The organism is Streptomyces sp. MMG1121, assembly GCF_001280015.1.
Taxonomy (GTDB): domain Bacteria; phylum Actinomycetota; class Actinomycetes; order Streptomycetales; family Streptomycetaceae; genus Streptomyces.
This window is the reverse complement of record NZ_LGDV01000213.1, coordinates 15120-40837: the sequence shown is the minus strand read 5'-3', so window position 1 is coordinate 40837 and position 25718 is coordinate 15120. Positions and strand designations below refer to the sequence as shown.

General features: G+C 72.2%; 23 protein-coding genes and 2 pseudogenes. 16 read left to right on the top strand and 9 right to left on the bottom strand.

The window, feature by feature from the left end; genetic code table 11:
• The first annotated feature begins 36 nt into the window (after nt 1-36).
• Nucleotides 37-816 (top strand): SDR family oxidoreductase, encoded by a 780-nt coding sequence (locus ADK64_RS29825; RefSeq protein ID WP_053663948.1) that lies wholly within the window; start codon nt 37-39, stop codon nt 814-816.
• An 87-nt stretch (nt 817-903) separates the two neighbouring features.
• Here ADK64_RS29825 and ADK64_RS29820 read toward each other — a convergent pair whose 3' ends face one another.
• Nucleotides 904-1782 (bottom strand): IclR family transcriptional regulator, encoded by an 879-nt coding sequence (locus tag ADK64_RS29820; RefSeq protein WP_053664380.1) that lies wholly within the window; start codon nt 1780-1782, stop codon nt 904-906.
• Nucleotides 1783-1960: 178 nt separating this feature from the next.
• Between ADK64_RS29820 and hsaA (ADK64_RS29815) the strand changes: the two genes are divergently transcribed.
• The 10 genes from hsaA (ADK64_RS29815) to ADK64_RS29770 all read left to right on the top strand — a co-directional run bounded on the left by hsaA (ADK64_RS29815) (nt 1961) and on the right by ADK64_RS29770 (nt 11948).
• Nucleotides 1961-3127: a 3-hydroxy-9,10-secoandrosta-1,3,5(10)-triene-9,17-dione monooxygenase oxygenase subunit gene (gene hsaA, locus ADK64_RS29815; protein WP_053663946.1), complete on the top strand. Its 1167-nt coding sequence runs from the start codon at nt 1961-1963 to the stop codon at nt 3125-3127.
• A gap of 121 nt (nt 3128-3248) precedes the next feature.
• Entirely contained in the window at nt 3249-4415 is a 1167-nt protein-coding gene (gene hsaA, locus ADK64_RS29810) for a 3-hydroxy-9,10-secoandrosta-1,3,5(10)-triene-9,17-dione monooxygenase oxygenase subunit (RefSeq protein WP_053663944.1), read from the top strand.
• Between the two features lie 12 nt (nt 4416-4427).
• Entirely contained in the window at nt 4428-5297 is an 870-nt protein-coding gene (hsaD, locus tag ADK64_RS29805; RefSeq protein ID WP_053663941.1) for a 4,5:9,10-diseco-3-hydroxy-5,9,17-trioxoandrosta-1(10),2-diene-4-oate hydrolase, read from the top strand.
• A 38-nt stretch (nt 5298-5335) separates the two neighbouring features.
• Nucleotides 5336-6229, top strand: coding sequence for a VOC family protein (locus ADK64_RS29800; RefSeq protein ID WP_053663939.1), 894 nt, complete (start codon nt 5336-5338; stop codon nt 6227-6229).
• Nucleotides 6217-6699 (top strand): flavin reductase family protein, encoded by a 483-nt coding sequence (locus tag ADK64_RS29795; RefSeq protein ID WP_078992917.1) that lies wholly within the window; start codon nt 6217-6219, stop codon nt 6697-6699. The genes ADK64_RS29800 and ADK64_RS29795 overlap by 13 nt, the downstream gene beginning before the upstream one ends.
• Nucleotides 6699-7568, top strand: coding sequence for a MaoC/PaaZ C-terminal domain-containing protein (locus ADK64_RS29790; protein ID WP_053663937.1), 870 nt, complete (start codon nt 6699-6701; stop codon nt 7566-7568). Before ADK64_RS29795 ends, ADK64_RS29790 begins: the two co-directional genes overlap by 1 nt.
• A 45-nt stretch (nt 7569-7613) precedes the next feature.
• On the top strand, nt 7614-9329 hold the full coding sequence (locus ADK64_RS29785) for an FAD-dependent oxidoreductase (RefSeq protein ID WP_053663934.1): 1716 nt from the start codon (nt 7614-7616) through the stop codon (nt 9327-9329).
• A gap of 13 nt (nt 9330-9342) precedes the next feature.
• Entirely contained in the window at nt 9343-10110 is a 768-nt protein-coding gene (locus tag ADK64_RS29780) for a glucose 1-dehydrogenase (protein WP_053663932.1), read from the top strand.
• A 162-nt stretch (nt 10111-10272) separates the two neighbouring features.
• Nucleotides 10273-11037, top strand: a complete 765-nt coding sequence (locus ADK64_RS29775; protein WP_053663930.1) for a glucose 1-dehydrogenase — start codon at nt 10273-10275, stop codon at nt 11035-11037.
• Nucleotides 11034-11948: an alpha/beta hydrolase gene (locus tag ADK64_RS29770; RefSeq protein WP_053663928.1), complete on the top strand. Its 915-nt coding sequence runs from the start codon at nt 11034-11036 to the stop codon at nt 11946-11948. Before ADK64_RS29775 ends, ADK64_RS29770 begins: the two co-directional genes overlap by 4 nt.
• A gap of 97 nt (nt 11949-12045) precedes the next feature.
• Here the strand turns inward: ADK64_RS29770 and ADK64_RS29765 are convergent, their stop codons facing one another.
• Together ADK64_RS29765 and ADK64_RS29760 are read right to left on the bottom strand one after the other, a co-directional pair.
• A complete protein-coding gene (locus tag ADK64_RS29765) occupies nt 12046-13659 on the bottom strand; it encodes a flavin-containing monooxygenase (RefSeq protein WP_053663926.1) in 1614 nt (537 codons plus the stop codon).
• A 72-nt stretch (nt 13660-13731) separates the two neighbouring features.
• Nucleotides 13732-15276: a FadD3 family acyl-CoA ligase gene (locus ADK64_RS29760; protein ID WP_053663924.1), complete on the bottom strand. Its 1545-nt coding sequence runs from the start codon at nt 15274-15276 to the stop codon at nt 13732-13734.
• A 591-nt stretch (nt 15277-15867) separates the two neighbouring features.
• Here ADK64_RS29760 and ADK64_RS29755 point away from each other — a divergent pair.
• On the top strand, nt 15868-16446 hold the full coding sequence (locus tag ADK64_RS29755; protein ID WP_053663922.1) for a Type-2Aa cytolytic delta-endotoxin: 579 nt from the start codon (nt 15868-15870) through the stop codon (nt 16444-16446).
• Nucleotides 16447-16606: 160 nt separating this feature from the next.
• On the opposite strand, the gene denD is transcribed toward ADK64_RS29755, so the two are convergent.
• On the bottom strand, nt 16607-17641 hold the full coding sequence (denD, locus tag ADK64_RS29750) for a D-erythronate dehydrogenase (protein ID WP_053663920.1): 1035 nt from the start codon (nt 17639-17641) through the stop codon (nt 16607-16609).
• A 180-nt stretch (nt 17642-17821) separates the two neighbouring features.
• A complete protein-coding gene (locus ADK64_RS29745; protein ID WP_053663918.1) occupies nt 17822-18403 on the bottom strand; it encodes a DinB family protein in 582 nt (193 codons plus the stop codon).
• 89 nt (nt 18404-18492) lie between these two features.
• Between ADK64_RS29745 and ADK64_RS29740 the strand changes: the two genes are divergently transcribed.
• Entirely contained in the window at nt 18493-19329 is an 837-nt protein-coding gene (locus ADK64_RS29740) for a class I SAM-dependent methyltransferase (RefSeq protein WP_053663915.1), read from the top strand.
• Nucleotides 19330-19573: 244 nt separating this feature from the next.
• Here the strand turns inward: ADK64_RS29740 and ADK64_RS48730 are convergent, their stop codons facing one another.
• Entirely contained in the window at nt 19574-20215 is a 642-nt protein-coding gene (locus ADK64_RS48730) for a transglycosylase family protein (RefSeq protein WP_053663913.1), read from the bottom strand.
• A gap of 669 nt (nt 20216-20884) precedes the next feature.
• Here ADK64_RS48730 and ADK64_RS29730 point away from each other — a divergent pair.
• The 3 genes and pseudogenes from ADK64_RS29730 (at nt 20885) to ADK64_RS29720 (ending at nt 22430) form a co-directional block, all read left to right on the top strand.
• Nucleotides 20885-21097, top strand: a complete 213-nt coding sequence (locus ADK64_RS29730; RefSeq protein WP_053663911.1) for a hypothetical protein — start codon at nt 20885-20887, stop codon at nt 21095-21097.
• A 354-nt stretch (nt 21098-21451) separates the two neighbouring features.
• Nucleotides 21452-21715 (top strand): annotated as a pseudogene (locus ADK64_RS29725) (SDR family oxidoreductase); the annotation flags it as partial.
• A gap of 316 nt (nt 21716-22031) precedes the next feature.
• Nucleotides 22032-22430 carry a VOC family protein gene (locus ADK64_RS29720; RefSeq protein WP_053663909.1) on the top strand — a complete coding sequence of 133 codons (399 nt, stop codon included), beginning with the start codon at nt 22032-22034 and terminating at the stop codon, nt 22428-22430.
• A 226-nt stretch (nt 22431-22656) separates the two neighbouring features.
• Here the strand turns inward: ADK64_RS29720 and ADK64_RS29715 are convergent.
• The 3 genes and pseudogenes from ADK64_RS29715 to ADK64_RS29705 form a co-directional block, all read right to left on the bottom strand.
• Nucleotides 22657-23570: pseudogene (locus tag ADK64_RS29715) on the bottom strand (YceI family protein).
• Between the two features lie 129 nt (nt 23571-23699).
• On the bottom strand, nt 23700-24779 hold the full coding sequence (locus ADK64_RS29710) for a maleylacetate reductase (RefSeq protein ID WP_053663907.1): 1080 nt from the start codon (nt 24777-24779) through the stop codon (nt 23700-23702).
• Nucleotides 24776-25681, bottom strand: a complete 906-nt coding sequence (locus ADK64_RS29705) for an intradiol ring-cleavage dioxygenase (RefSeq protein WP_053663905.1) — start codon at nt 25679-25681, stop codon at nt 24776-24778. The genes ADK64_RS29710 and ADK64_RS29705 overlap by 4 nt, the downstream gene beginning before the upstream one ends.
• Between the last annotated feature and the right edge of the window lie 37 nt (nt 25682-25718).

Below are 25718 nucleotides of genomic sequence, written 5' to 3'. Positions count from 1 at the left end.
AGAGGCAAGAGGCAAGAGGCAAGGGAGAAGGGACGGATGAAGGCTCGTACCTGTCTGGTCACCGGAGCGGCCTCCGGCATCGGCGCGGCCATCGCGGCCCTGCTGCGGGAGCGGGGCCACACCGTCATCGCGACGGATCTGAAGAGCGGCGACATCCGCGCCGACCTGTCCACCGCCGAAGGCCGGGCCGAACTCGTCACCCGAGCCGGCGAACTGACCGCCGGCCGCCTGGACGCTGTCGTCTCCTGCGCGGGCGTGGCGCACTTCGACCCGCTCACCGTCAAGATCAACCACTTCGGTGCCGTGGCCACGCTCGACGGACTGCGTCCGTTGCTGGCGGCCGGTACCGACCCGCGCGCCGTGGTCATCGGTTCCATCGACTCGGTGCACCCGACCGACCCGGCGATCGTGGACGCGGCGCTGGCCGGGGACGAGACGGCGGCGGTGACCGCTGCCCGGGCGGCCGTCGACCGGGACGAGGGGCACCTCGTCTACTCCTCCTCCAAGGCGGCCGTCTCCCGCTGGGTCCGCCGCTCCGCGATCACCGACGCCTGGGCCGGCGCGGGCATCGCGCTCAACGCCGTGGCCCCCGGAGTGGTGCTCACACCGCTGACCGGCCCGCTGCTGGACGATCCAAAGACGCGCGAACTCGTGGAGCGGAGCGTGCCGATGCCCCTGCACGGCCACGCCCGCCCGGAGCAGATCGCCCCGCTGGTCGCCTGGCTGATCTCGGCCGAGAACACGCTCGTCACCGGGCAGGTCGTCTTCGCGGACGGCGGTGCGGACGCCGTCCTGCGCGGAGACGGCACCTGGTGACGCCACGCGGTGAGGTGACCTCCGACGGGATGCGGGTGCCCTGCGCCGGCCTGGCCCGCCGGGCCCCCGACCTGTCGGAGCGACCCCTCACATCCACTCGCTGAACCGCAGCCAGGTCATCATGTTGTCCATCGACGGCTGCGGAACACCGGGAGCGCTCACCGCTCCGGCCTGCCGCGGCCGCTTGTCCGTCTGCCGGCCGGGCCCGAACATCGCCTGCCACACCGACCGCGCGCAGCCGCGCACGACGGGCGCGAGCCGTTCGAGTTCCCGGTGGACGCCGTGGCCGCACACCGAGACCGCGGCGATCGCCCGGCCGGCACCGCGCAACGGTGCGGCCACGCAGAAGACCCCCCGGTACCCCTCCTCGTGGTCGAACGCCACGCCGCGCTCCCGCGCCACCGTCAGCTCGCTGCGGAACAACTCCGGGCGGATGATGGTGCGCGGGGTGCGCGGCCGCAGTCCGTGCTGAATCACCTGCTCCACCTGCGCGGCGTCACTGAAGGCCAGGATCGCCTTGCCCGATGCCGTGCAGTACGCCGGCTGCCGCCCGCCCATCCGCGACGGTACGCCGGAGTTGTCCGACCCGCCGATCCGCTCCAGATAGACCACCTCGGCGCCGTCCAGCACGGTGAGGTGCACCAGATGGCCGGTGGACTCGTGCAGGGCGTGCAGATGGGGCAGCGCCGCCCGCCGCAGCCGGTTGTGGTGCGAGGCCATGGCCCCGAGTTCCAGCATGCCCATGCCCAGGCGGTAGTCGCGGCCCTCACGCTCCAGCCAGCGCAGCTGCACCAGCTGATCGAGGATCCGGTGGGCGGAGGACCGGCTGATGCCGGAATGCTGCACGACCTCGGTCAGCGTGAGCCGGGGCCCCGCGTTCTGAAAGGCGCTCAGTACCTTGGCGGCCTTCTCCAACAGGGACAGAGGCGGACATCCGGCCTCGGCATCGACAGCGCTTGTCGTCATCCGCACCTCCCACACGGGCGGCCCGGACCCCTGGCCACTCCGTCATCCGCGGTATTGCGTGGAGGTTGCCAGAGGGTGACGGTCACTGGGAAGAGTGTGTTTCGTCTCGGAACAGTAACGCGTATGTTCCCTACCGTCAGACCAGGACGGACGGGCCGAGCAACCGGGAGCGAAGCACATGTGCGACGAGGTGCTCTCCGCGGTCCGTGCCCTGGCTCCCGTGCTGCGCGAGCGCGCGGCCGAGGCCGAGGCGCTGCGCCGCCTGCCCGAAGCCTCCGTCCGGCAACTGGCCGACACCGGTTTCTTCCGGCTGCTCCAGCCCAGGGCCTACGGCGGACTCGCCGCCGAGCCGGCCGTCTTCCACACCGCGCTCAGCGAGATCGCCCGGGCGTGCGGCTCGACCGGCTGGGTCGCCGCCGTGCTCGGCGTCCATCCCTGGCACGTGGCCCTGTTCGACCCGCGGGCGCAGGAGGAGGTGTGGGGCGCGGACGGATCCACTCGGATCTGCTCCTCCCACGCACCCACCGGCACGGTCACTCGGGTCGACGGCGGCTTCCGGCTGTCCGGCCGCTGGCATTTCGCCGCCGGCTGCGACCATGCCCGCTGGGCCCTGCTCGGCGGTCTCGTCACCGACGGCGAGGGGCGGCCGGTGGACATGCGGACCTTCCTCGTGCCGTGCGCCGACTACCGCGTCGACGACGTGTGGGACGCCGTCGGCCTGCGCGGCACCGGCGGCAACGACATCGTCGTCGAGGGCGTCTTCGTGCCCGGGCACCGCACGCTCGGCTTCGGCCCCGTGACCGCTCTGCACTGCCCGGGACACGCGGTCAACACCGAGCCGCTGTACCGGTTGCCGTACGCCGCCGTCTTCACCACCGCCATCTCGACCACGATCGTCGGCATCGCCGAGGGCGCCTACGCCGGCTACATCGCGGCGGCCCGCGAGTGCCTGCGCTCCTCCGGTGGACAACGCCTCGCCGAGGACCCCTTCGCGCACGTGCGGATCGCCCGCGCGGCCAGTGACATCGACGCGAGCCGGCTTCAACTGGCCCGCAACACCGGGGAGATGTACGCCCTCGCCGAGCGTGGCGAGAAGATCCCGATGGAGCTGCGCACCCGGGCCCGCCGGGACCAGGTGCTCGCCACCGAACGCGCGATCACGGCGGTGGACCTGCTGATGGAGAACGCCGCCGGCAGCCCTCTGCGCGACCCGGGCGACATCCTGCAGCGCGCCTGGCGGGACCTGCACACCGGCCGTGGCCAAGCGGCCAACGACGTGGAACGGGCGCTGGTCCTCTTCGGCCGGGACGCCCTCGGCATCGCCGTGCACGATCCGATGCTCTGACCTTCCGGTCTTCCAGGGCGTTGCCAGTTCCCGCTCAGTGGGAGCGGCCCATTTCGGCACGGGAACAGCACGTCGTACGGTCCTGGCACTCCCTGCGCCACGACCCGAAAGGGGACGCCCCATGGCCGACGACGTCCTGGAAGCGATCCGTGCCCTCGCCCCCGTGCTGCGCGAGCGCGCGGCCGAGGCCGAGGCGCTGCGCCGGGTGCCCGACACCTCCGTCAAGGAGATCGAGGACACCGGCTTCTTCCAACTGCTGCAGCCCACGGCCTTCGGCGGCCGGGCGGCCGACCCGCTGGTCTTCTACACGGCGGTCAAGGAGATCGCCCAGGCGTGCGGTTCGACCGGCTGGGTCGCCTCGGTGGTCGGCGTCCACCCCTGGCACGTCGCCCTGTTCGACCCGCGGGCCCAGGAGGAGGTGTGGGGCAAGGACCCCAAGACCCGCATCGCCTCCTCGTACGCCCCCACCGGCAGGGCCGCCGCGGCCGACGGCGGTTTCCGGCTGTCCGGCCGCTGGCACTTCTCCTCCGGCTGCGACCACGCGCAGTGGGCCCTGCTCGGCTGTCTCGTCCCGGACGGCGAGGGCAACCCGGTGGACATGCGCACCTTCCTGATCCCGCGCACCGACTACCGCGTCGACGACGTCTGGGACACCGTCGGCCTGCGCGGCACCGGCAGCAACGACGTCGTGGTCGAGGACGTCTTCGTCCCCGAGCACCGCGCCCTGAGCTTCGGCCCGGTCAGCGCCCTGAAGGTGCCCGGCCACGAGCTCAACCAGGAGCCCCTGTACCGGCTGCCGTACGCCGGCATGTTCACCACCGCCATCTCCACCCCGATCGTCGGCATCGCCGAGGGCGCCTACCACTCGTACGCCGAGGCCACCCAACAGCGCTTCCGGGTCTCCTACGGCCAGAAGGTCGCCGAGGACCCCTTCGCGCAGGTGCGGATCGCCCGCGCGGCCAGTGACATCGACGCGAGCTGGCTGCAACTGACGCGCAACATGGGGGAGATGTACGCCCTCGCGGAGCGCGGCGAGGGGATCCCGATGGAGCTGCGCACCCGGGCCCGCCGGGACCAGGTGCTCGCCACCGAACGCGCGGTCGCGGCGGTCGACCTGCTGATGGAGAACGCCGGAGGCAGCGCCATGCGCACCGGCCCCGCCCCGGTCCAGCGCGCCTGGCGCGACGCCCACACCGGACGCGGCCACGCCGCCAACGACCCCGAGCGGGCTCTGGTGATGTACGGGCAGTGCGCGCTCGGCATCGACATCTACGACACCATGGCCTGAGAGGCGCCGTACATGACACAGCTCAGCTACGAGTCGACCTCCCGCACCGTCAAGGCGGCGGGTCTCACGCTCCACTACCACGAGGCCGGACCGGACCCCCGACCCGCCGGACCCGCGGTGATCATGCTGCACGGCGGCGGTCCCGGCGCCTCCGCCTGGAGCAACTTCGGCCGCAACCTGCCGGTCTTCGCCGGGCACTTCCGCACCCTGCTGGTCGACCAGCCGTGCTTCGGCCGCTCGGACAAGCCGGAACTCGACAAGGACTACTTCAGCTACAGCGCCGACGCGATCACCGCCCTGATGGACGAACTGGGCATTGGCCAGGCGCATTTCATCGGAAACTCCCTCGGCGGCGGCACCTCCGTCCGCATGGCCCTGAACCACCCGGACAAGGTCGCGAGGCTCCTGCTGATGGGTCCCGGCGGTGTCTCCGTCAACCTCTTCGCCCCGGACCCGACAGAGGGGACCAAGCGGCTCTTCGAGTTCAACGCCGCACCCCGGCCCAGCAAGGAGCAACTGCGCGCCTTCCTCGGCGTCATGGCGTACGACCAGTCGATCGTCACCGACGAACTCGTGGAGGAACGCTGGGCCTCGGCCACCGACCCCGACACCAGGGCGGGCAGCGCCAGGATGGCCGCCTCCTTCGCCAACCCCGCCTGGGCCGAGGACTGGATGCTCTGGCGCGAGGCCCACCGGATCACCCAGCCGGTGCTGCTCACTTGGGGCCGCGAGGACCGCGTCAACCCGCTCGACGGGGCACTGGTCGCCCTCAAGACCATCCCGGACGCCCGCCTGCACGTCTTCCCGCACTGCGGCCACTGGGCCCAGACCGAGCAGGCGGACGAGTTCAACCGCCTGGCCATCGACTTCTTCTCGCACTGACCGACCCGCTACCGCCCCGACGGAAGAGGTGCACCACCATGGACATCCGCGCTCTCGGCTATCTGCGCCTGGAGACCACCAAGCTCGACGAGTGGCGCCGCTACGCGCTCGACGTCCTCGGCATGGCGGAGGCGGCCGGCACCACCGAGGACACCCTGTGCCTGCGCCTGGACGACCGCGCGTACCGCATCGTCATCCAGGCCGGCGAGGGCGACCGGCTGCTGGCGGCGGGCTGGGAGGTGGCGAACGCCGTCGCGCTCGCCCGGGCCGCCGCCGAACTGGAAGCGGCGGGCGTCGCCGTCAAGGCCGCCGACGCCGGCGAACTCGCCGAGCGCCGCGTCCAGGGCCTGATCCAGGTGACGGACCCGGGAGGCAACGCGCTGGAGATCTACTGGGGCCAGGCCCAGGACCACGACCCGCTCGTCACCCCGTACGGCAACCGCTTCGTCACCGGCGACCTGGGCCTCGGCCATGTCGTACTGCCGGTGCCGGACATCGAGGCCGCGCTGGACTTCTACGAGAACCTGCTCGGCTTCCAGCTGCGCGACTCCATGAAGCTGCCCGCTCAGGCCGTCCCGACGGCCGCCGAGCAGCGGGAGTTCCACTGGATGCACTTCCTCAGCCCCAACCGCCGTCACCACAGCCTGGGGCTGTATCCCGGCGTGCTGCCTCCCGGCATCGTGCACTTCATGGTGGAGCTGGAGACCCTCGACGACGTGGGCCGCGGCCTGGACCGCACGAACGCGGCGGGCGTCCCCATCGCCTCCAGCCTCGGCCGCCACACCAACGACCGCATGGTGTCGTTCTACGCGCAGGCGCCCGGCGGCTTCCAGGTCGAGTACGGCTGGGACGGCCTGGTCGTCGACCCCGCCACCTGGGTGGCCAAGGAGATCACCGCCGACAGCTTCTGGGGTCACCGGTGGAACGGCTGATCGACCCCGCCGTCTTCCGCGACGTCCTCGGCCGTTTCGCGAGCGGCATCACCGTGGTGGCGGCGCTCGACGCCGGCCGGCCCGTCGGGTTCGCCTGCCAGTCCTTCGCCTCGCTCTCCCTGGACCCCCCGCTCGTCATGCTGGCCGTGGGCCACTCCTCCACCAGCTGGCCGAGGATCGAGCGGGCGGGCCGCTTCTGCGTCAACATCCTCGCCGAGGACCAGCGCGCCACCTGCGCCGCGCTCGGCCGCAGCGGCGACGACAAGTTCGCGGACGTGCCCTGGAGCGTCGGCGAACACGGCACCGTACGCCTCGACGGCGCCCTGGCCTTCGTGGAATGCGAACTGCGCGCCGTGCACCGGGCCGGGGACCACCACCTGGTCACCGCCCAGGTGGTCGCGCTCGACGCCGGCCAGGACGGCCGCCCGCTGCTCTTCTTCCGGAGCCGGTACGCCGTGGGGGCGTTCTGATGCCCATCGACGTGGGGAAGGTACTCTCGGCGCCGCCGGTGCGCACCGACGTCGTGTGGAGCGAGCGCGATGTGCGGCTGTATCACCTGGCACTCGGCGCGGGCGTGCCCGAGACCGACCCGAGCGAACTGCGCTACGTCTTCGAAGGACATCCGCGGGGACTGCAGGTCCTGCCCACGTTCGGCGTGGTCGCGGGCGGCACCGGAGGCGTCGGCTTCCAGGTCTTCGACCTGCCCGGGGTGGACGTCGACCTGGCGAAGGCGCTGCACGGCGGCCAGGAGATCACCGTGCACCACCCGCTGCCCGCCGCCGCCCGGGCGACCGCGGTCACCGGGGTGTCGGCCGTGTACGACAAGGGCGGGGCCGCCGTCATCGTCCAGGACTCCACCCTCCTCGACGCGGGCGGCGAACCGCTGATCAGCCAGCGCAACGAGATCTTCGTCCACGGAGAGGGCGGCTTCGGCGGCACCCGCGGCCCCGCCCGGCGCCCCGGCCCACCGGACCGGGAACCCGATCTGCTGCTGGACATCCCGACGCTGCGTCAGCAGGCCCTGCTCTACCGGCTCACCGGGGACTGGAACCCGCTGCACGCCGACCCCGGAGCCGCCCACCGGGCCGGCTACGACCGCCCGATCCTGCACGGGCTGTGTTCCTTCGGCATGGTGGTCAAGGCCGTCACCGACCGCCTGCTGGACGGCGACGCGAGCGCGATCACCAGCTGCCGCACCCGCTTCGCCGGGGTGTTCTTCCCCGGCGAGAGGCTGCGGCTGCGCATCTGGGACACCCCCGACGGCTACCGGCTGACGGCCACCGCCGCCGAGCGCGCCGACGCACCGGTGCTCACCGACGCCCGGCTCACCGCCCGCTGACCCGGCGGCCGGGGCAGCCGCTCCGATACGACGAGGTAGAACGCGATGAACAACACCTGGGACCACACCTACGACGTGGTGGTGGTCGGCTCCGGCGCCGCCGGCCTGGCCGCGGCCATCACCGCCCGGCTGCGCGGACTGACCGCCCTCGTGGTGGAGAAGACCGATGTCTACGGCGGCTCGACCGCCCTGTCCGGCGGCGCGATCTGGGTGCCGGGCAACTTCCACCTGGACGCCGCCGGGCTCGGCGACACCCCCGAGAAGGCCCGCGCCTACCTGGACGCCACCGTCGGTGACCGCGTCCCCGCCGAGCGCAAGGACGCCTATCTGGCCCACGGGCCGCGGATGGTACGGGAGTTCCACGACCGCACCGCCGTACGCTTCGTCTACACCCCCGGCTACAGCGACTACTACCCCGAGCGGCTCGGCGGCTACCCGCAGGGCCGCTCCGTCGAACCGCGGATCTTCGACCTCAACAGGCTGAGCCGCGAGCACCGCGCCACCATGCGCCGGGCCGGACTGCCGACCTACGGGCTCACCATCACCTCCAAGGACTTCCGGCAACTGAACATGGTCGGGCGCACCTGGGCCGGCCGGCGGACCGCGGCCAGGGTCGGCGCCCGGGCCGTCGGGTCCCTGCTCTCCAGGCAACAGCTCCTCTCCCTCGGCGAGGCGCTGATCGCCCGGATGCGGCACTCTCTGGACGCTCTCGGGGGCGAGCTGTGGCTGTCCGCGCCGTTGACCGAACTGGTCGCCGAGGAGGGCCGTATCACCGGCGTCCGGGTCACCGTCCCCCAGTCTCGACCTCGCTCGACCGGGGGGACCCCCATGGGCCGGGAGCTGGCGATCCGGGCGACCGGCGGTGTGGTCCTCGCCTCCGGCGGCTTCTCGCACGACCAGCGGCTGCGCGAGAAGTACCTGCCGGCGCCCACCTCGACCGAGTGGAGTGCCGCGGCCGAGGGACAGACCGGCGACGCCCTGGAGTTGGGCATCGCGCTCGGCGCGGCGACCGACCTCATGGACCGGGTGTGGGGCGCGCCGTCGGTGGTCCCGCCCGACGGCAAGCCGTTCTTCCTCGTCGCCGACCGGGGCATCCCGGGCATGGTGATCGTCGATTCGGCGGGCGACCGCTACGCCAACGAGGCCGCGCCGTACCACGAGTTCGTCGACGCCATGTACGCCAACGACAAACCCGGGGCCTCCACCGTGCCGTCCTGGCTGATCCTGGACGCCACGGCCAAGTCCCGCTACCTCTTCACGGGGCTGTTCCCCGGCCAGCCGTTCCCCAAGGCGTGGCTGGAGAGCGGCTTCGTCAAGAAGGCCGCGACCGTCGGGGAACTGGCGGCACGGATCGGCGTCGATCCGGAGCGGCTGCGTGCCACCGTGGAGCGCTTCAACGGCTTCGCCCGGGCCGGCCGCGACGAGGACTTCCACCGCGGCGACAGCGTCTACGACCGCTACTACGGCGACCCGACGCTGCCCAATCCCAACCTGGCCCCGCTGGAGAAGGGACCCTTCCACGCGATCCCGGTGCACCCCGGCGACATCGGCACCAAGGGCGGACTGGTCACCGATGCCACGGCCCGGGTGCTGCGGGAGGACGGCTCGGTCATCGACGGACTGTACGCCTCCGGAAACGTCTCGGCCGCAGTCATGGGGGAGACGTACCCGGGACCCGGCGCGACCATCGGCCCCGCCATGACCTTCGGCTGGCTCGCGGCCGACCACATCGCCCGCACCCGGCCCGGTGCCGGGCAGTGAGAAGGGGAATCCTGTGGCGGACCTGCGGGGCAAGACGGTCGTCATCACCGGCGGGGCCCGGGGGATCGGTGCGCAGACCTGCCGGGCGGCCGTCGCGGCCGGCGCCCGCGTGCTGCTCACGGACGTGTGCGAGGAGGAGGGACGCGCCGTCGCCGCTGAACTCGGCGACGACGCCCGGTTCGTCCGGCACGACGTCACCTCCGAGGACGACTGGCGCGCTGTCGTCGGGTACGCCGTCGCGACGTTCGGCCGAGTGGACGGTCTGGTCAACAACGCGGGCGTCTCGGGCGGTTCGCATCCGCTGGAGGAACAGTCGGTCGAGGCGTTCCGCCGCGTGGTCGACATCGATCTCACCGGTGTCTTCATCGGGATGCGGACCGTCGTCCCGGTGATGCGGGCGGGCGGCGGCGGTTCCGTCGTCAACATCTCCTCCGCGGCGGGCCTCATGGGCCTGGCCCTGACCGCCGGGTACGGGGCGGCCAAGTGGGCGGTGCGCGGACTGACCAAGGTCGCCGCGGTGGAACTCGGCGCCGACCGGATCCGCGTCAACTCCGTGCACCCCGGCATGACCTACACCCCGATGACCGCGCACACCGGCATCGAGCACGGCGAGGGCCACTTCCCGGACGCCCCCATGGGCCGGGTCGGCGAGGCCCCGGAGATCGCCGAGGCGGTCGTCTTCCTGCTCTCGGACGCCGCCTCGTACGTCACCGGCGCGGAGCTGGCCGTCGACGGCGGCTGGACCACGGGCCGGAGCAGCCGGCGCCGCACCGGCACCTGACCGGCCGCCGCCGGGCCCGGGGCACCGCGACCACCCGCCGTCTCCCACCCACCGGGAACGGGCGCTGTCGCCGAACGGCCCGGGCCGGGCAGGCTCGACGGACGCCCGTGCCGCCACGACACGTGGCGTCTTCCGAGTATCCGCAGACCAGGAGAATGGCTGATGTCCGTCGATCTGACAGGAAAGGTCGCGCTCGTCACCGGCGCGGCACGCGGCATGGGCGCGGCCGAGGCCCGCCTGTTCACCGCCCTCGGGGCGAAGGTCGTCCTCACCGACGTGCTGGCGGCGGACGGCGAGGCGACGGCCGCCTCCCTCGGCCCGGCCGCACGGTTCGTCCGGCACGACGTGACGGACGAGCAGTCCTGGACGGCCGCCGTGGCCGCCGCCGTGGACGGCTTCGGCCGGCTCGACGTGCTCGTCAACAACGCTGCGATCTACTCCACCTCACCCATCGTCGACGAGGACCCCGAGCGCCTGGAGGCGCTGATCAGGGTCAACCTGATCGGCCCGTTCCTCGGCATCCGCGCCGTGGCCGGGGCGATGCGGGCGGGCGGCGGCGGTTCCGTCGTCAACATCTCCTCGCAGGCCGGCCTCCAGGGCATCTGGGGGCACGGCGCCTACGGGGCCGCGAAGTGGGGGCTGCGCGGCCTGACCAGGACGGCCGCCCTGGAACTCGGCGCGGACGGCATCCGGGTCAACTCCGTCCACCCGGGGGCCATCGCCACGGCGATGACCAGCCACCTGGACACCACCGGCCATCCGGGCGCCCCGCTCGGACGGGTCGGTCAGCCCGAGGAGGTCGCCCGCCTCGTCGCCTTCCTCGCCTCGGACGCGGCGTCGTACCTGTCCGGTGCCGAGGTCGCCGTGGACGGCGGCGCGGCGGCGGGCCGGATGCCGGCCTTCCCGCGTCAGGAGACGGACGCGTGAGGCGGCCCGATCCCCGGGTCCGGGCGGTCATCGACCAGGCTGCCGCCCAGTTCCCGCCGCTGGGAACGGAGATGACGGACATCACCGAGGTGCGCGCCTTCTTCGCCGCACGCCCGCGGCCCGCCACCCCGCGGCTCGCCCTCGCCCGCGTCCGGGACGCGAGGGCGGACGGTGTCCCCGTACGCGTCTACGACGACACGGACCGTACGGACGCCCCCGTCGTCCTCTTCTGCCACGGCGGCGGTTTCGCCCTCTGCGACCTCGACAGCCATGACGGCTTCTGCCGGTCCCTCGCCCACGCCACCGGTGCGGTCGTCGTCGCCGTGGACTACCGCCGGGCCCCCGAGCACCCGTTCCCCGCCGCCCCCGAGGACGCCTATACGGCCCTGCGGTGGGCGGCGAGGACGTTGCCGGGCCGGCGGATCGCGGTCGCGGGGGACAGCGCGGGCGCCAACCTCGCCACCGTCCTCACGCTGCTCGCCCGAGACCGGGGCGGCCCCGGCATCACCTGCCAGGCGCTCTACTACCCGATGCTCGACCCCACCCGTTCCCGCCCCTCGCACCGCGAGAACGCCCGGGGATACTTCCTGACCGCGGACCATCTGCGCTGGTACTGGGACGGCTACCTGTCGCGGCCCGGCGCCTGGGCCGACCCCTACGCGGCCCCGCTCGCCGACGCCGACCTGTCCGGACTCCCGCCGGCCCATCTCGTCACCGCCGGCTTCGATCCGCTGCGTGACGACGGTCTGGCGTACGCGGACGCCCTCACGGCGGCCGGGGTGCCCGTGACGGCCCACCACTACGCGGGGATGTTCCACGGCTTCCTGTCCCTGGCCGACGCCCTCCCCGAGGCGGCCGCGGCGCGCGAGACCGCGTTCACCGTGCTGCGCACGGCACTCGGCCTCGGCTGAGCGCCCGGACGACCGGACCGGCCGTACGCGTGCGCCTCGTCTTCACCGGCCGGTGAAGACGAGGCGCAGATCATGCCGTGAGCATGCCAGGCCCGTGTCAGACCTGGATCAGCTCGAACCCCTGGTACCCCGAGGACGCCACACCAGTGATGATCTCCCCGTATGCCCCGAGGCCGCCGATGAACGGCATGAACACCCTTGGTTTGCCGGGAATGTTGGCGCCCAGGTACCAGGAGTCCGCCGTGGGGTAGAGCGTGGCGGCGGCCCGGTCGCGGCACTGTACGACCCACTCCTCGACGGCCTCCTCGCGCGCCTCGATCGCGTCGTAGCCGTGCTCGCGCAGATGGCGCAGGCAGTCGCAGAGCCAGTCGACGTGCTGCTCGGCGCACAGGACCACATTGGCGAGGACAGACGGGCTGCCGGGGCCGGTGAGGTTGAAGAGATTCGGAAAGCCGTCCACCCCCAGGCCCAGATACGTACGGGGCCCCTCGCGCCAGACGTCCCTCAGCCCCCTCCCGCCCCGACCTCGTATGTCGATCCGGTCGACCGCGCCGGTCATCGCGTCGAAACCGGTCGCGAACACGATGGCGTCCAGCTCCACCCGTGTGCCGTCGGCCAGCACGATCCCGTCGGCGTCGATCCGCGCGATCGCGTTCTCGCGCAGGCTGACGAGGCGCACGTCGTCCCGGTTGAACGTCTCGTAGTAGTGCGAGTCGGTGACGATCCGCTTGGTGCCGATCGGATGGTCGGTGGGGACCAGCAGGTCGGCGATGGCCGGGTCGTCGACGAGGGCGCGTACCTTCTCCTCCCAGAACGCGCGCGCCGCGTCGTTGGCGGCCGGGTCGGAGAGCTGGTCGGGGAACGTCTTGGCGTACAGGACGCCGCCCAGCCTCCAGCGTTCCTCGTACGCCGCCCGCCGTCGCTCCTCGGACACCTCCCACGTCCGCGCCGGATACGGCGTGTGCGGGGAACCACCGCCGCTCGCCCGGGACAGTCGCCGGCGCTCGGCGTACCCGGCCTTCTGCCCGCTCCGCGTCGCGTCGTCGAGAGGCGTGTTGCCTGCCGGGATGCTGTAGTTGGCGCTGCGCTGGAAGACGGTCAGACGGGCCGCCTGCTCGGCGATCAGCGGGATGGACTGGATGCCGGAGGAACCGGTGCCGATCACGCCGACGCGCAGCCCGGTGAAGTCCACACCCTCGTGCGGCCACGCGCCGGTGTGGTGAACGGCACCGGAGAACTCCCCGGCACCCGGTATGTCGGGCACATGGGCGCTGGACAGGCAGCCGACGGCGAACACACAGAACCGCGCCGAGACCACCTCGCCGCGGTCCGTGCACACCGTCCAGCGCAGCGTCTCCTCGTCCAGCGCGGCCGAGGTCACCGAGGTGGAGAACGTGAAGCTGCGCCGCAGCTCGAACCGGTCGGCGACGTGCCCCAGATAGCGCAGGATCTCCGGCTGGGTCGCGTACTTCTCGCTCCAGTCCCACTCCTGCTGGAGTTCCTCGTCGAAGGAGTACGAGTAGTCCACGGACTCCACGTCGCAGCGGGCACCCGGGTAGCGGTTCCAGTACCAGACCCCGCCCACGTCGTCCCCGCGCTCGAAGCCCCGCACGCGGAAGCCGAGACCGCGCAACCGGTGCACGGCGTAGAGGCCGGTGACGCCTGCCCCGACGACGACGACGTCGACGGACTCGGTGATGCTGTCGTTCACGCTCGTACGCTCCTCATGAGATCTCTCCTCATCCGATCCGTCCTCGTCCGGCGCAGGGCGCGCGGCGGGGCGTCACGCCGCCGTCTCGTCGGCCAGCCGTCGCAGAGCGCCCTTGTCGACCTTGCCCGCCGCGTTGTGGGGGAGCGCCGGCAGGCAGTGGAAGGCGCGCGGCGTCTTGAAGTTGGCCAGCCGCTCGCGCGTGTACGCGGTCAGCTCCGCCGCGTCGATCCGAGCGCCGGCCGCCGGTACGCAGTACGCGACGCCGACCTCCCCGAGCCGCCCGTCGGGCGCGCCCACGACCGCCGCGTCCACGACGGCCGGGTGACCGCGCAGCACCTGCTCCACCTCCGCCGGGTACACGTTGAACCCGCCCACCACGAACATGTCCTTCAGCCGGTCCGTGATCCGCAGGAACCCGCGCTCGTCCAGCACGCCCACGTCCCCGGTGTGCAGCCAGCCCTCCGCGTCCACCGCCTCGGCGGTGGCCTCGGGGTCGTCGAGGTAGCCGCCCATCACGTGCGGGCCGCGGGTGAGGATCTCGCCGGGCGTCCCGGGCGGCGCGTCGATCCGCAGCTCCGTGCCCTCCAGGGCCGTTCCGCAGGTGTGGGCCAGTGTCTCGGGCGACTCGTGCGGCGGGCAGACGCTGACCACCCCCGTCGACTCGGTCAGCCCGTACGCCGTGCTGACGCTCCGTGCCCCGAGGAACGCCCCGATCTCCTCGATCAGCGCGGTGGGAATGTTGGCCGCGCCCGTGACCGCCATGCGCATGGACGTCAGGTCGTACGCCGCTCGCTCGGGATGGCGGATGAGCGAGGTGAAGAGCGTGGGGGCCCCGGTGAGGACGGAGATCCGCTCCTCCTGCACCCGGCCGAGGACGGTCTTCGCGTCGAAGACCCGTTCCGGGACGATCGTGGCCCCGAACAGCAGACAGGCGATGACACCGGCCTTGTACCCGAAGGTGTGGAAGAACGGGTTCACCAGCAGGTAGCGGTCGCCCCGCCGGAGCGTGACGGCCCGGGCCCACGCGGCGTAGACGCGCAGGTTCTGTACGTGCGCGGCGGGAACGCCCTTGGGCCGGCCGGTGGTACCGGAGGTGAAGAGGATGTCGGCGGTCGCGTCGGGCCGGACGGCGGCGGTACGACGGCGACGCTCCTGCCCGCTCACCCGGTCCCCGCCCGCCAGGAACCGGGGCCACTGCGCGGAGTGCAGGGTCACCGTGCGCTCCAGCAGCGGGAGTTCCTCACCCGAGGCCGCGAGCAGTTCCCGGTAGTCCGTGCCCAGGAAGTCGTGTTCGGTGAACAGCAGACGCGTACGGGAACGGCGCAGGATGTCGGCCGCCTCCGCCGCCCGGTAGCGGGTGTTCACCGGGACGAGCACCCCGCCCGCCGCCACCGCACCCAGCGCGGCCACCACCCAACGGGCACTGTTGGGCGCCCACACCGCGACCGAGTCACCCGGTCGCACTCCCTGGGCGATCACGGCCCGCGCCGCCCGGTCGACCCGGTCACGCAGCTCCGCGAACGTCCAGCGGTCCCCGTCGCAGACAAGGGCCTCCTCGTCCCCGTACATCTGCGCGGCCCAGTCGGTGAGCCCGGCGATCGTCTGCGCGCCTGTCATGATCCGTCACGTCCTCCCTGCGGCCCCGCCCCTCGGCCGGGGCGCGGGCGTGGAACCACGGCGCAACGGAGCCTGGCAGGGAGAGCCGCACCGGCGCACGGGCCGGTTCCCGCTCAGTGGGAAGGCGGCGCGACTCCGGTCCCGGCGGGGGGAGGGCATGGGCGGAGCCGGGCCCGGATGCGGGCCCGGCTCCACAGGCCGGCAGGGGACGGCTGCCGACGGCTCGGAAGGATCAGGTGTCGACGGCGACCGCTCCTGCGTGCCGGGACGGCTCGACGCGTGCGAGGTACCGCGTCTCGGGCATGTGTCAGCCTCCTTGCCGCATCCGAGGAATCACCCCGTCCACGCATCGAAGTGGTCGTGCCGAACGCTATGAAGCCGAGCTGCACACCACAAGAAAGCGTTCGAGCCACGCGGCCCGCCTCCGGCCTGTTTCCACCCGCTGCGGGGACCGCGAAGCGCAGGTACCAGCCACGTTCCCCGCTCACGTCACGGCCCGGGCTTCCGGCTCCGGCCCGTAGGCCGGCGCGGCGGACGACTGCGGCATACTGACTCCTCGCCAGTTCAACAGATTGTTTAAGGAGGAGAAGGGTGACAGCCCGTTTCAGGCCGGTCATCGAGGTGGGCGCGGCCCATCTCGCCCAGGGGGAAGCCCTCTGCCGTGCCTTCCAGGAGGCCATCGCGCCCGCCACCGTCAACTACGACTTCGGACACATCCGCGACGCCGCCGCCGCGCTCCCCGACAGCGACGTCGTGAAGATGGTCCGCGGCTGGGGGCTCCGGGAAGAGGCACCGCTCCTGGTGATGGTGCTCTCCCTCAAGGAGGCGGTCCGCCAGGCACTGCCGCCCGAGGCGGCCCAGGCGTCGTTCTGGGAGACCATCGAGCGCGAGCTCGTGGATGCCTTCACCGGCCTCGCCGAGCAGGAGGGCGGACCGGGACTCGCCTACTACGAGGAAAGCCAGGACCGCACCCGCTACTACCGGGACTTGTTCTTCGCCCTCCAGGACGAGGAAGCCGGCGAGTGTCTGTACGCCGTCGCCTTCTGCACCGACGTCACCGTGGGCCTCGACAAGGACCGCGTGGGCACTCTCGGGATCACCGACACCGCTCCGTTCGCGGTCAGGCTCAACGCGATCGTCGTACGCCAGAAGCTCGCGAACGTGGGCTGACCACCGGGATTCGCCCGCCGCCGCACCCCGGGCCGTCCCGCATGCGCCCCGCGACCGGTCCCCGGCCGGCCCGCAATCCGTCACGGCCCGCCGTCCCGGGCCCGGACTTGCGACACTGCGGCGCGGAGGCGACGGAGTCCGAGGGCTCCCTACAGGCGGTCTACGGCCTGTGCGGCGCCGGTGACGTATCGGTGGTGGCCGCGTCGGCGTGGCTGGTGAGGTGGTCCCGCAGGATCGACAGGAAGTCCGGATCGGGTGCCAGGCCGAGTGCGGCCGCACGCGTGTTGTCGAAGACCGCGGGCCAGGAGGCCACGATGGCCTCGACGGCGGGGTCGGGTGCGACGGTGACCAGGTCGGCCACGGCGTCGCCGGCGACCTCGCGCAGCGTGGCGAGCATGTCGGCGACCGAGACGGTGAGCGCGGGAAGGTTGACCGGAGCCGGGCCCTGGAGCCGTCCCGGTCCGGTGCCGCGCTCGGCTTCCGCGAGGCGGAGGAGTCCTTGGACGGTACGGCGCGGCGATGCCAGGGCCACCCGCAGATCCGGATGCACGGGGCACACCGCCGGGAGTCCGGCGAGCGGTTCTCTGATGATGCCGGACAGAAAGCCGGAGGCGGCCGCGTTCGGCCTGCCCGGCCGGACCGAGACGGTCATCAGGCGGGCGACGCGTCCGTCGACGAAGCCGTGGCGGGTGTAGTCCGCGATCAGTTGCTCGCAGATGAGTTTCTGCGTTCCGTAGCTCGACTGCGGCACCGGCAGGCAGGACTCGCTGATGACCGGCGGCAGGCGCAGCGAGGGGTGGGCGCCGTAGACGGCGAGGCTGCTGGAGAAGACCACCCGCGGCGTCGGCCCGCCGCCGGCTGACTGCGACCGGGCGGCGTCGAGCAGGGCGCGGGTCGTGTCGAGGTTGGCGCGCATGCCGAGGTCGAAGTCGCGCTCGCATTCGGCCGACACGGCGGCGGCGAGATGGAACAGCACGTCGACCGGCATGGCGAACAGGTCATCGAGGCGGTCGGTCAGCTCGCCGTGCACGATGTCCACGAGAGGGTCGGCCACCGCCGGCGACTCGGGGCGCACCACGCGATCGGCGAGCACCAGCCGTTCGATCGGTGCGCCGCGGAACGTCCGTGTCCGGAGCAGCGCGTCGGCGAGCTGGGATCCCAGGAAGCCGAACGCGCCCGTGATGGCGATCCTCACGTGTTGTCTCCTCGGTGGTGGTCCGGCCGGCCGGGGCCGTGCGCGCCGAGCAGCCCCTGCGCCCAGCGGCAACGGCATCCTGCCGATCAGCAGGGTGCATGCCAACCCCCGAACCGGTCGCGGGTCCATCGGTACTACCGTTGGCTGAGATCAGTCGTGGCGTTGCGCGGTGCGGGCGGACTACCGCGACTCGTTGATCCGGGCCGCCCGCTCGATCTTCGCGTGCCGGGCTTCTTGGAGGGCCGCGTCGTGCTGCACGATCGCGTACGCGGCATGTGTCCCTGTCGAGCCGTCGAGCTGCTCGCGCAGGATGTCGGCGTGTCCGGCGTGCCTGCTGGTCTCGGTGAGCACGTGGACCAGGATGTTGAACAGCTTCACGTCGGGGCGTGGCCACCAGGGCACGTGGCCGGGGGAGTCGATGGCGAGGACGGTGATCGTCGCATCCGAGTGCTCCCCTACGCGACGGTAGCGGTCGATGATCTCCTCGCGCGTCTCGTGCTCGGGCGCCCACATGTCGGCGCCGTGCTCGGCACTGTCGTCCCACCGGGGCAGGGGCTCGGGGAACGGCCGGTCGAAGACCTCGCCGAAATACCTGGACTCCCAGACGGACAGGTGCTTGACCAGACCGAGAAGGTTGGTACCCGTCGCGGTCAGGGGGCGGCGGATGTCGTACCCGCCGAGCCCGTCGAGCTTCCAGAGCATCGCCTCGCGCATCTGCCGGAGCTCGCCGTGCAGGTACTCTTTCGCGAATTCGTCGATCATGGCGCACGAGCCTGTCACGTCCCACCTGCGGGCTCAACCGCACAACTCACGCCTGCCCCAAGGCGCCAGCGCTCAGCAAAGGATTCGCGATGAACGACAACGGGCGGCACGTCGATCTGGAGGGCGTTCCCGAGACGCTGCTGTGGAACCTCTACCAGCGGGCGTACGAAGCGCGGCAGCCACGCTCCGTGCTCGACGACCCGAAGGCGGTCGAACTCGTCGAGCGCATCGACTACCCCTTCGAGGAGACCTTCGGCACGCCCTCCCCGCTGCTCGCCCAGGGGCAAGCCCTGCGGGTGCGCACCTTCGACGCCGCCGTCAGGACCTTCCTCGAGGAGCACCCCGACGGCACCGTCGTCACCCTTGCCGAAGGCCTGGAGACGCAGTTCTGGCGGGTCGACAACGGACGTGCGCGCTGGCTGTGCGTCGAACTGCCGGAGACGGCGGAAGTGCGCCGCGCACTGCTCCCGGACGAGGAGCGCCGCCGCACGCTGGCCAAGTCGGCGCTGGACCTGTCCTGGCGGGACGAGGTGGACGCGTCCCAGGGCGTTCTCGTCACCGCCCAGGGCCTGCTGATGTATCTGCGCCCCGCCGAAGTCCAGGGGCTGATCGCCGGGTGCGCCGAAGGCTTCCCCGGCGGGACCCTGGTCTTCGACGCCGTACCGCGGTGGTTCAGCGAGCGCACGATGCGCGGCGAGATGAAGACGGCGCAGGGCTACGTCACTCCGCCCATGCCCTGGGCGCTCGACGCGGGGGAGCTGCAGAAGGTGCGCACGGCCCACCCGGCCATCACCGAGGTGCGTGAGCTGCCGCTGCCACGCGGGCGCGGCCCGTACTACGGCGCCGTATGGCCCGTGCTCCGGCGGCTGCCGGGAGCGCGCAACCTCCGGCCGACCATGACGGTCATGGCCCGCTTCGGCTCGTAGCGGATGCTGAGGAGGCCGTAAGCGGCCGGCGGCCGGCGATCACACCCGCGCCCTCACCCGACGCCGCGCCCCAGCCGCGGATCCGGGCTGCGGGCCGAAGCCCTAACTCGCCCCCGGCAGAGCTGCCGGCCTGACCCTCCACCAGGTCCTCGACGTCTTCCAGGACCTGGCGGAGTGCCGGGCCGGCGTGTGCACCTACCTGTGTTCGCTCCGCGCGAGGAGCGGAGTCAGAACCTCGGGGGCCCTACCGGTCGGCGGAGGGCAGGGTGAGCCGCTGTCCCGGGCGGATCACGTCCGGGTCCGTACCGATGACGCTCCGGTTGGCTGCGTACAGCCGCTGCCAGCCGCCGGGAACGACGGCCTGCAACGCCACACCGGACAGCGTGTCGCCGGCGTGCACGGTGTACGAGGTGGCAGGGTGCCGGCCGGTACCGCTGTGCGAGCGAGGCGTGGGCGCCGAGTGCCGGGGGGCGCTGGGACGACTGACCGACACGCTCCGCCCGCTGTTCCGCGTGAGGTGTGCCCGTACCGAGCAGACCGGCCACGCCCCGGGCCCCTGCCCGGCGAGCACCGCTTCCGCCACGGTGATCTGTGCCGCCCGGCTCGCCAGATCGGCCCGCGGCGCGTACGCCGTGCCGCCGTACGCCACCCACGTCGGCTGGGTGAACTGCAGGCCGCCGTAGTTGCCGTTGCCGGTGTTGGTGCTCCAGTCGCCGCCGCTCTCGCAACCGGCGACCCGGTCCCAGGCGGTGCCGGAGGCGGCGTGGGAGGAGGCCGGTGCCAGGAGCGGCAGGACGAGGCCGAGGGTGCCGATGGTGAGGGTGGTGCGGAGCGACGCCAGGAGTCGTGGGGACGTGGTACGGCGGTGCCGCGGTCGTGCGGTCATAGGCCTTCCTCTCCACTGCGGTTCCCGTCCACCGGCGGTTCCGGTGGGCTGTAGGCAGTACGGCAGTGACGCCCGGCCGCTCACAGGGCGCGAAGAGCTCACGGATGATCGTGCGCCGCCCTGTGCCACCGCCCGATTTTGTGACGATCCGTCAGCTTGGTGCGGACTCGACATGCAAGTAGGCACGGGTGCACGGACGTTGAGCCGCCCCGCCCCCGGAAGGCGTTACTCCCGAAGACAAGGCCGCGGGGGTGGCGCACGCCTACGGCGAGGTGCGCACGCTCCGCTCAGACGCCACGGCCAGGATGGCTCTGTCGCAGTAGCGGGCACTGCGGCGAACGGACCAGGAGGCGCACACGTTCACCAGTCGTGCGATGATCCGCGTCCTGGACATCACCAGGGGGATGGATCGGGGCGGTTCCGTCTGGACCACCGGGCCAGGTCAAACGGACGTCGGCCCGGGCCGAGACCGGTCAGGGGGCGCCGCCCGGCTCCGGGCCTCGGTAGCCGGGCCGGGAGGAGGTACCGCCGTCGCGGCCGACGCGCAGTGTTTCGTCGGCACGCTGCCCGACGGTTGCTTTCAGCCCCGTCGGCACACACGGCAGCAGCCCCTCCGGCAGCCGGCGCCGCAAGATCGACCTCGCGCGGGCCGTGCCGCGCACTACGCCCGTGCCGATCCACGACGAGCCCACGGCCGGACTCGACGACGCCTTCACGGCCCGGATCATGGCGCCGCTGCGCCGCCTCACCGCCGGGCGCGCGACCTGCCCCTGCGGGGGCGAGAGACGCTCCCGGCCCACGGCCGACGGCGCCCCCGGCGAGGTCGGGGACCGTCTCGGTGCCCCGGGCGCCAGCTCCGAGAACCTCCGAAGCCATTCCTGACGAGCGACATGTGTGTCATCGTAGGACTGTCCGGCCCGTAGCTCTCCCCCGTAGCGACGGGCCGGACGTCTGTCAGGATCCTGGTACTGGACGGCCGGAGGCGGTGCGGCGAGCACCGGTGCCGGGCCGAAACGATCACCGGAGTAACGCCGATCGGTCTCAGCGTCCGTTACTGGTGATACCGGTCAGGCCGATGGATGTGACGCTGTCGGTCCACCGTTTCCGGGCCGGTCAGCCACGCACTGCGGCCAGGCACTCGTCGTACAGGTCGATGATGTCGCCCCTGCCGCCGCCCGCTCCGCGGTCCGGACCGAGCGTGCAATGGACCAGGCACGCCGGTGATTCGGCTCCCTCGTCCTGCTCTTCCTCAACGCGGGCATCTCCCGTCCCGGTCCGATCGAGCCAACCGACGAAGCCGCCTTCGATGCCGTGTTCGACATCAACGTCAAGGGCGCCTTCTTCACCCTGCAGAAGGCGTTCCCGCTCCTGACCGAAGGCGCCTCGGTCGTGTTCACCGTGGGCGCCGGCGAAGGGGTCGGAGCCGCCATGACAGCCGCCAAGGGCGCTCTGGTGCCCCTCACGCCCGCCCCTGACGAGCAACTCCGCACCCGGTTCTGACCGGGAACGTTCGAGTGCTCCCGTCGGCCGAGGCCAACAGCACGGCAGCAAGGCCGAGAGCTACGAGCTCGACGCCAGCGGCATATACATCGTGCTCGGCGCCGGCGGTGCGATCAGCGCCCACCTGCACATGCCTGTCCGGCTGCGCGGTAGACACCTCCGGCGGTTCCACCGCAGCACCGGAGGCGTTCCTGCGGCCCCGAAGCCCTCCCGGGGGGTGTACCCACAAGTCTCCTGCGGATACCGGGCGGGTTCTGCCCGGTATTCCTCGTAGCGTGCAAGCAACAGCAGCAGCTACCGGCCAGGAGAGAAACCCATGAACTTCGTCTCGATCCGCATCATCACCGGCGATGTCGCCCGCCTCGTCGACTTCTACGAGCGTGCCACCGGAGTGCGGGCGAGCTGGTCCACCGAGAACTTCGCCGAGTTGAGGACCGCCTCGGCCACTCTCGCGATCGCCGGCACATCTACCGTCCCGCTGTTCGCGCCCGGTTCCGCCCGCCCGGCCGACAATCGCAGCGTCGTCGTCGAGTTCCTCGTCGACGACGTGGACAGCATCTTCCAGAACCTGACCGGCTTCGTGGCGGACTTCGTCAATGAACCCACCACCATGCCCTGGGGCAACCGCTCGCTGCTGTTCCGTGACCCCGACGGCAACCTCGTCAACTTCTTCACCCCGGTCACACCGGCCGCCATCGAGAAGTTCGCTCGTTGACGAAGCGCAGAGCTGCCCGAAGCCCCTCAGGTTCGATCTCCGGGCACACCGCAACCGTTGGAATTCCCGTCAGGGCTACCAATCGCTTCGTGGCCCGTGTGTTCCCCACGGAGATCGGCTTCGAGCACACCCGCTCGGCCCCCAAGGCCGCCTGCAGCGCCCGATGATGCCGTAGACCGGCGGCGGCGCCCGACGGGGCGCGCGCCGCCGCCGCGCGGACTCGGGCCTACTCCGGGGGCGTGGGCGTGTCGTGCGTCCGGTACATCGCCTGGATGTCCAGTTCCAACTGGACCGTCGGGCCCACCACCGCGATGCCACGGGCCAGCATGGAGCGCCAGTTCAGGGTGTAGTCCTCGCGGTGCAGCTCCGCCTTGGCCAGGGCCGCGCAGCGCAGTTCCTCGCCGTAACCGCCGTTCACCGTACCGAGGTACGTCGTGTCCAGGGGCACCGAGCGGCTCACGCCGTGCATGGTCAGGGAACCCTGCAGCGTCCACTTGCTGCCGCCACGGTAGGCGAAGCGCGTGCTCGCGAAGTCGATGTAGGGGAAGCGTTCGACGTCGAGGAAGTCGGCCGAGCGCAGATGGTTGTCGCGGGTGTGGTTGCCCGTGGTGATGCTCGCGGCGTCGATGCGGACGTGGACCCGGGACTGGGCCATGTCCCGGGCTATCTGAATGCCGCCGTTGAAGCGCTCGAAACGGCCGTGGACGTGGGCCATGCCGACGTGTTTGGCGATGAAGCGGATGGCTGTGTGCGGCGGGTCGAAGAGCCAGGTGCCTGGCACCGGCAGTTCCAGGGCCTGCGCAGGCTGCAGCCAGACGCGTTCGGCGGGCGCGGCCGTACCCGCCACGATCCCGACCGTCTCGCGGTGCGGCTGCAGCCCCTGCGCGGCGATCAGCAGGCTGTACTGGCCGGGGGCAGCGTCGCGAGGAAGAGGCCGTACGGGTCGGTGGTGCCGCGGGCCACGACGCGGTGCGTGTCCAGCGCGGTGACCGTGACGTCCGCGCCCGCCATGGGTGAGCCCACCGGGTCGACGACCTCGCGGCCCACAGCGCCCGCGCCTGGCGGGAGGGGGAGCGACTGGCCCGCCGCCTCGGCCGAGGTGCCTTTGGGCCACCGGCGCCGGAGCAGTGCGAGGGCCATGATGTTCACCTTTCTTCACGGGTGGCGCAGCCGCGTGGACAGCCGTCCGGGGCATGTCGACACGGCCGCGCCTGCATGCGGTCACACCCCCCAGTCGATCTTGGGACAGGCCGCGCGGTCACGGGTGTCTCAATATGAGACGGTCGGCTCCCGCCCCTCGTAGGCCGCTCGGAGCACCCCGAGGACCCCTTCCGCCGTGACCGGGCGCGGATTGGCACAGGGCTGCCCTGTCACCTGCTCCGCTGCCACGCTCAAGTCGCCTTCCGTCACACCGAGTTCGGCGAGCGAACGCGGTGCGCCCAGACGAACCGACAGGTCCCGCAGGGCACGTGGGGCGTCCTGTGTCCCAAGCGCCCGGCGCAGAGCGGCCAGCGCCTCCGGCGCCGCGGGCGCGTTGTAGGCGAGGGCGTACGGAAGCACCACCGTGTGTGTCTCCGCGTGCGGCAGTCCGAACGTGCCGCCGAGCACATGGCACAACGTGTGGTGCAGCCCCATGGTGGTCGCGCCGAGGCACGCTCCGCACAGCCACGCCCCGTACAGGGCCCGGCCGCGCGCGTCGAGGTCGGCGGGCCCGGCGGCCAGCCGCGGCAGCGCGCCCGCCATCGCGCGGACGCCTTCCTGCGCCATGAGCGAGACCAGCGGCGAGGTGTCCGGGGCGTACAGCGCCTCGACGGCGTGCGCCAGCGCGTTGACGCCGCTGGTCACGGAGAGCGGAACCGGGAGGGAGAGGGTGAGCTCGGCGTCGTAGACGACGCTGCGGGGCTGGACCACCGGGTCGCGTCCGGTGCGCTTGACCCCGTTTTCCGTCAGGCCCCAGACCGGAGTCAGCTCCGAACCCGCGTACGTGGACGGCACGGCGATCAGCGGCAGGCCCGTGCGCAGCGCGACAGCCTTGCCGAGGCCGATCGCCGAGCCGCCGCCGACCGCGACGCACCCGTCGGCCCCGACCGCCCGCGCCACCGCGGCGGCTCGGTCGGCGACCTCGACGGGAACGTGCATCCGGGCCTCGGCGTGCAGTCCCACGCAGACGTCGCCGAGCGCGTCCGCCACCGTACGGGCGGTGGCCTCGCCCCGGCTGCCGCAGAGCACCAACAGCCGCCGCAGGCCGAGGCGTTGGGCCTCGTCCGGGGTTGCGGTGACGGATGCGCCGGGTCGGAAGACGACCCGCACGGGCCGGGTCTCGTACGCGAAGTCGACGGAGAACGTCATGACGTGCGCTCCAGGACGAGGTCGAACCGCGCGTGCCGGAAGGGGTTCGGGACGCCGAACTCCCGGGCCAGAGCCGGGTCGTCGGTCTCCGCGAACTCCTGCACCAGGCTCTCCTTCACCGCGAACACGGCGTCGGAATCCAGATAGTCGCTGCCGGCCACGAAGATGTGCGTGGTGACGGACGTGTGGCCGTCGGCGGTGGCGATGAAGTGGATGTGCGCGGGGCGGTAGGGGTGGCGTCCGGTGGCGCGCAGCAGGGCGCCGACCGGGCCGTCGGTGGGGATCGGGTACGGGGCCGGCACACAGGTGCGGAACCAGAAGCGGCCCTCGGCGTCGGCGGTGAACCGCCCGCGGCCGTTGCCCGCGGGCTGGAGGGCCGGCTGCTGCACGTCGTAAGAGCCCTCGGCGTCCGCCTGCCAGACGTCCAAGGCCGCGCCGGGCAGCGGGCTGCCGTCCCGCGACCGCACCCGGCCGCTGACCACGCACGGCTCGCCGCCGCCCACCAGGTCGATGTCGTCGCCGAGTCGGCGGGCGGGCGACTCGGTCATGTGGAAGGGGCCGAGGACCGTCGATTCGGTGGCGCCGGGGCCGCGCTCGCCGTTGATGGACTCGACGAGCATCGAGAGGCCGAGGACGTCCGACAGCAGGATGAACTCCTGCCGGATGTCCGTGCAGGTCTGCCCGGTCGCGGTCAGGAAGCCGATGGCGTTGGCCCACTCCTCCTGGGTGAGCCGCGTCTCGCGCGCGAAGTCGTGCAGATGGCGGATCAGCCCGCCGAGCAGCTCGCGCAGCCGGGGATCGGCCGTCGCGCGCAGAGCCGCGAGGGCCTGCCCGGTGACAGCCTGCCCGCTGACAGCGCGCTCGGCGGCGGACTCTCCCGCCCCGGTGGTCTCGGTGGTCATATCTGCTCCTCGTCGTCTACGGCGACCCGCTGCCCCA

What these genes read in the sequence shown, in the direction of transcription:
- ADK64_RS29825 (WP_053663948.1), top strand. Translation starts at nt 37, where the DNA reads ATGAAGGCTCGTACCTGTCTGGTCACCGGAGCGGCCTCCGGCATCGGC.
- ADK64_RS29820 (WP_053664380.1), bottom strand. Translation starts at nt 1,782, where the DNA reads ATGACGACAAGCGCTGTCGATGCCGAGGCCGGATGTCCGCCTCTGTCC.
- hsaA (WP_053663946.1), top strand. Translation starts at nt 1,961, where the DNA reads ATGTGCGACGAGGTGCTCTCCGCGGTCCGTGCCCTGGCTCCCGTGCTG.
- hsaA (WP_053663944.1), top strand. Translation starts at nt 3,249, where the DNA reads ATGGCCGACGACGTCCTGGAAGCGATCCGTGCCCTCGCCCCCGTGCTG.
- hsaD (WP_053663941.1), top strand. Translation starts at nt 4,428, where the DNA reads ATGACACAGCTCAGCTACGAGTCGACCTCCCGCACCGTCAAGGCGGCG.
- ADK64_RS29800 (WP_053663939.1), top strand. Translation starts at nt 5,336, where the DNA reads ATGGACATCCGCGCTCTCGGCTATCTGCGCCTGGAGACCACCAAGCTC.
- ADK64_RS29790 (WP_053663937.1), top strand. Translation starts at nt 6,699, where the DNA reads ATGCCCATCGACGTGGGGAAGGTACTCTCGGCGCCGCCGGTGCGCACC.
- ADK64_RS29785 (WP_053663934.1), top strand. Translation starts at nt 7,614, where the DNA reads ATGAACAACACCTGGGACCACACCTACGACGTGGTGGTGGTCGGCTCC.
- ADK64_RS29775 (WP_053663930.1), top strand. Translation starts at nt 10,273, where the DNA reads ATGTCCGTCGATCTGACAGGAAAGGTCGCGCTCGTCACCGGCGCGGCA.
- ADK64_RS29760 (WP_053663924.1), bottom strand. Translation starts at nt 15,276, where the DNA reads ATGACAGGCGCGCAGACGATCGCCGGGCTCACCGACTGGGCCGCGCAG.
- ADK64_RS29745 (WP_053663918.1), bottom strand. Translation starts at nt 18,403, where the DNA reads ATGATCGACGAATTCGCGAAAGAGTACCTGCACGGCGAGCTCCGGCAG.
- ADK64_RS29740 (WP_053663915.1), top strand. Translation starts at nt 18,493, where the DNA reads ATGAACGACAACGGGCGGCACGTCGATCTGGAGGGCGTTCCCGAGACG.
- ADK64_RS48730 (WP_053663913.1), bottom strand. Translation starts at nt 20,215, where the DNA reads ATGACCGCACGACCGCGGCACCGCCGTACCACGTCCCCACGACTCCTG.
- ADK64_RS29720 (WP_053663909.1), top strand. Translation starts at nt 22,032, where the DNA reads ATGAACTTCGTCTCGATCCGCATCATCACCGGCGATGTCGCCCGCCTC.
- ADK64_RS29710 (WP_053663907.1), bottom strand. Translation starts at nt 24,779, where the DNA reads ATGACGTTCTCCGTCGACTTCGCGTACGAGACCCGGCCCGTGCGGGTC.
- ADK64_RS29705 (WP_053663905.1), bottom strand. Translation starts at nt 25,681, where the DNA reads ATGACCACCGAGACCACCGGGGCGGGAGAGTCCGCCGCCGAGCGCGCT.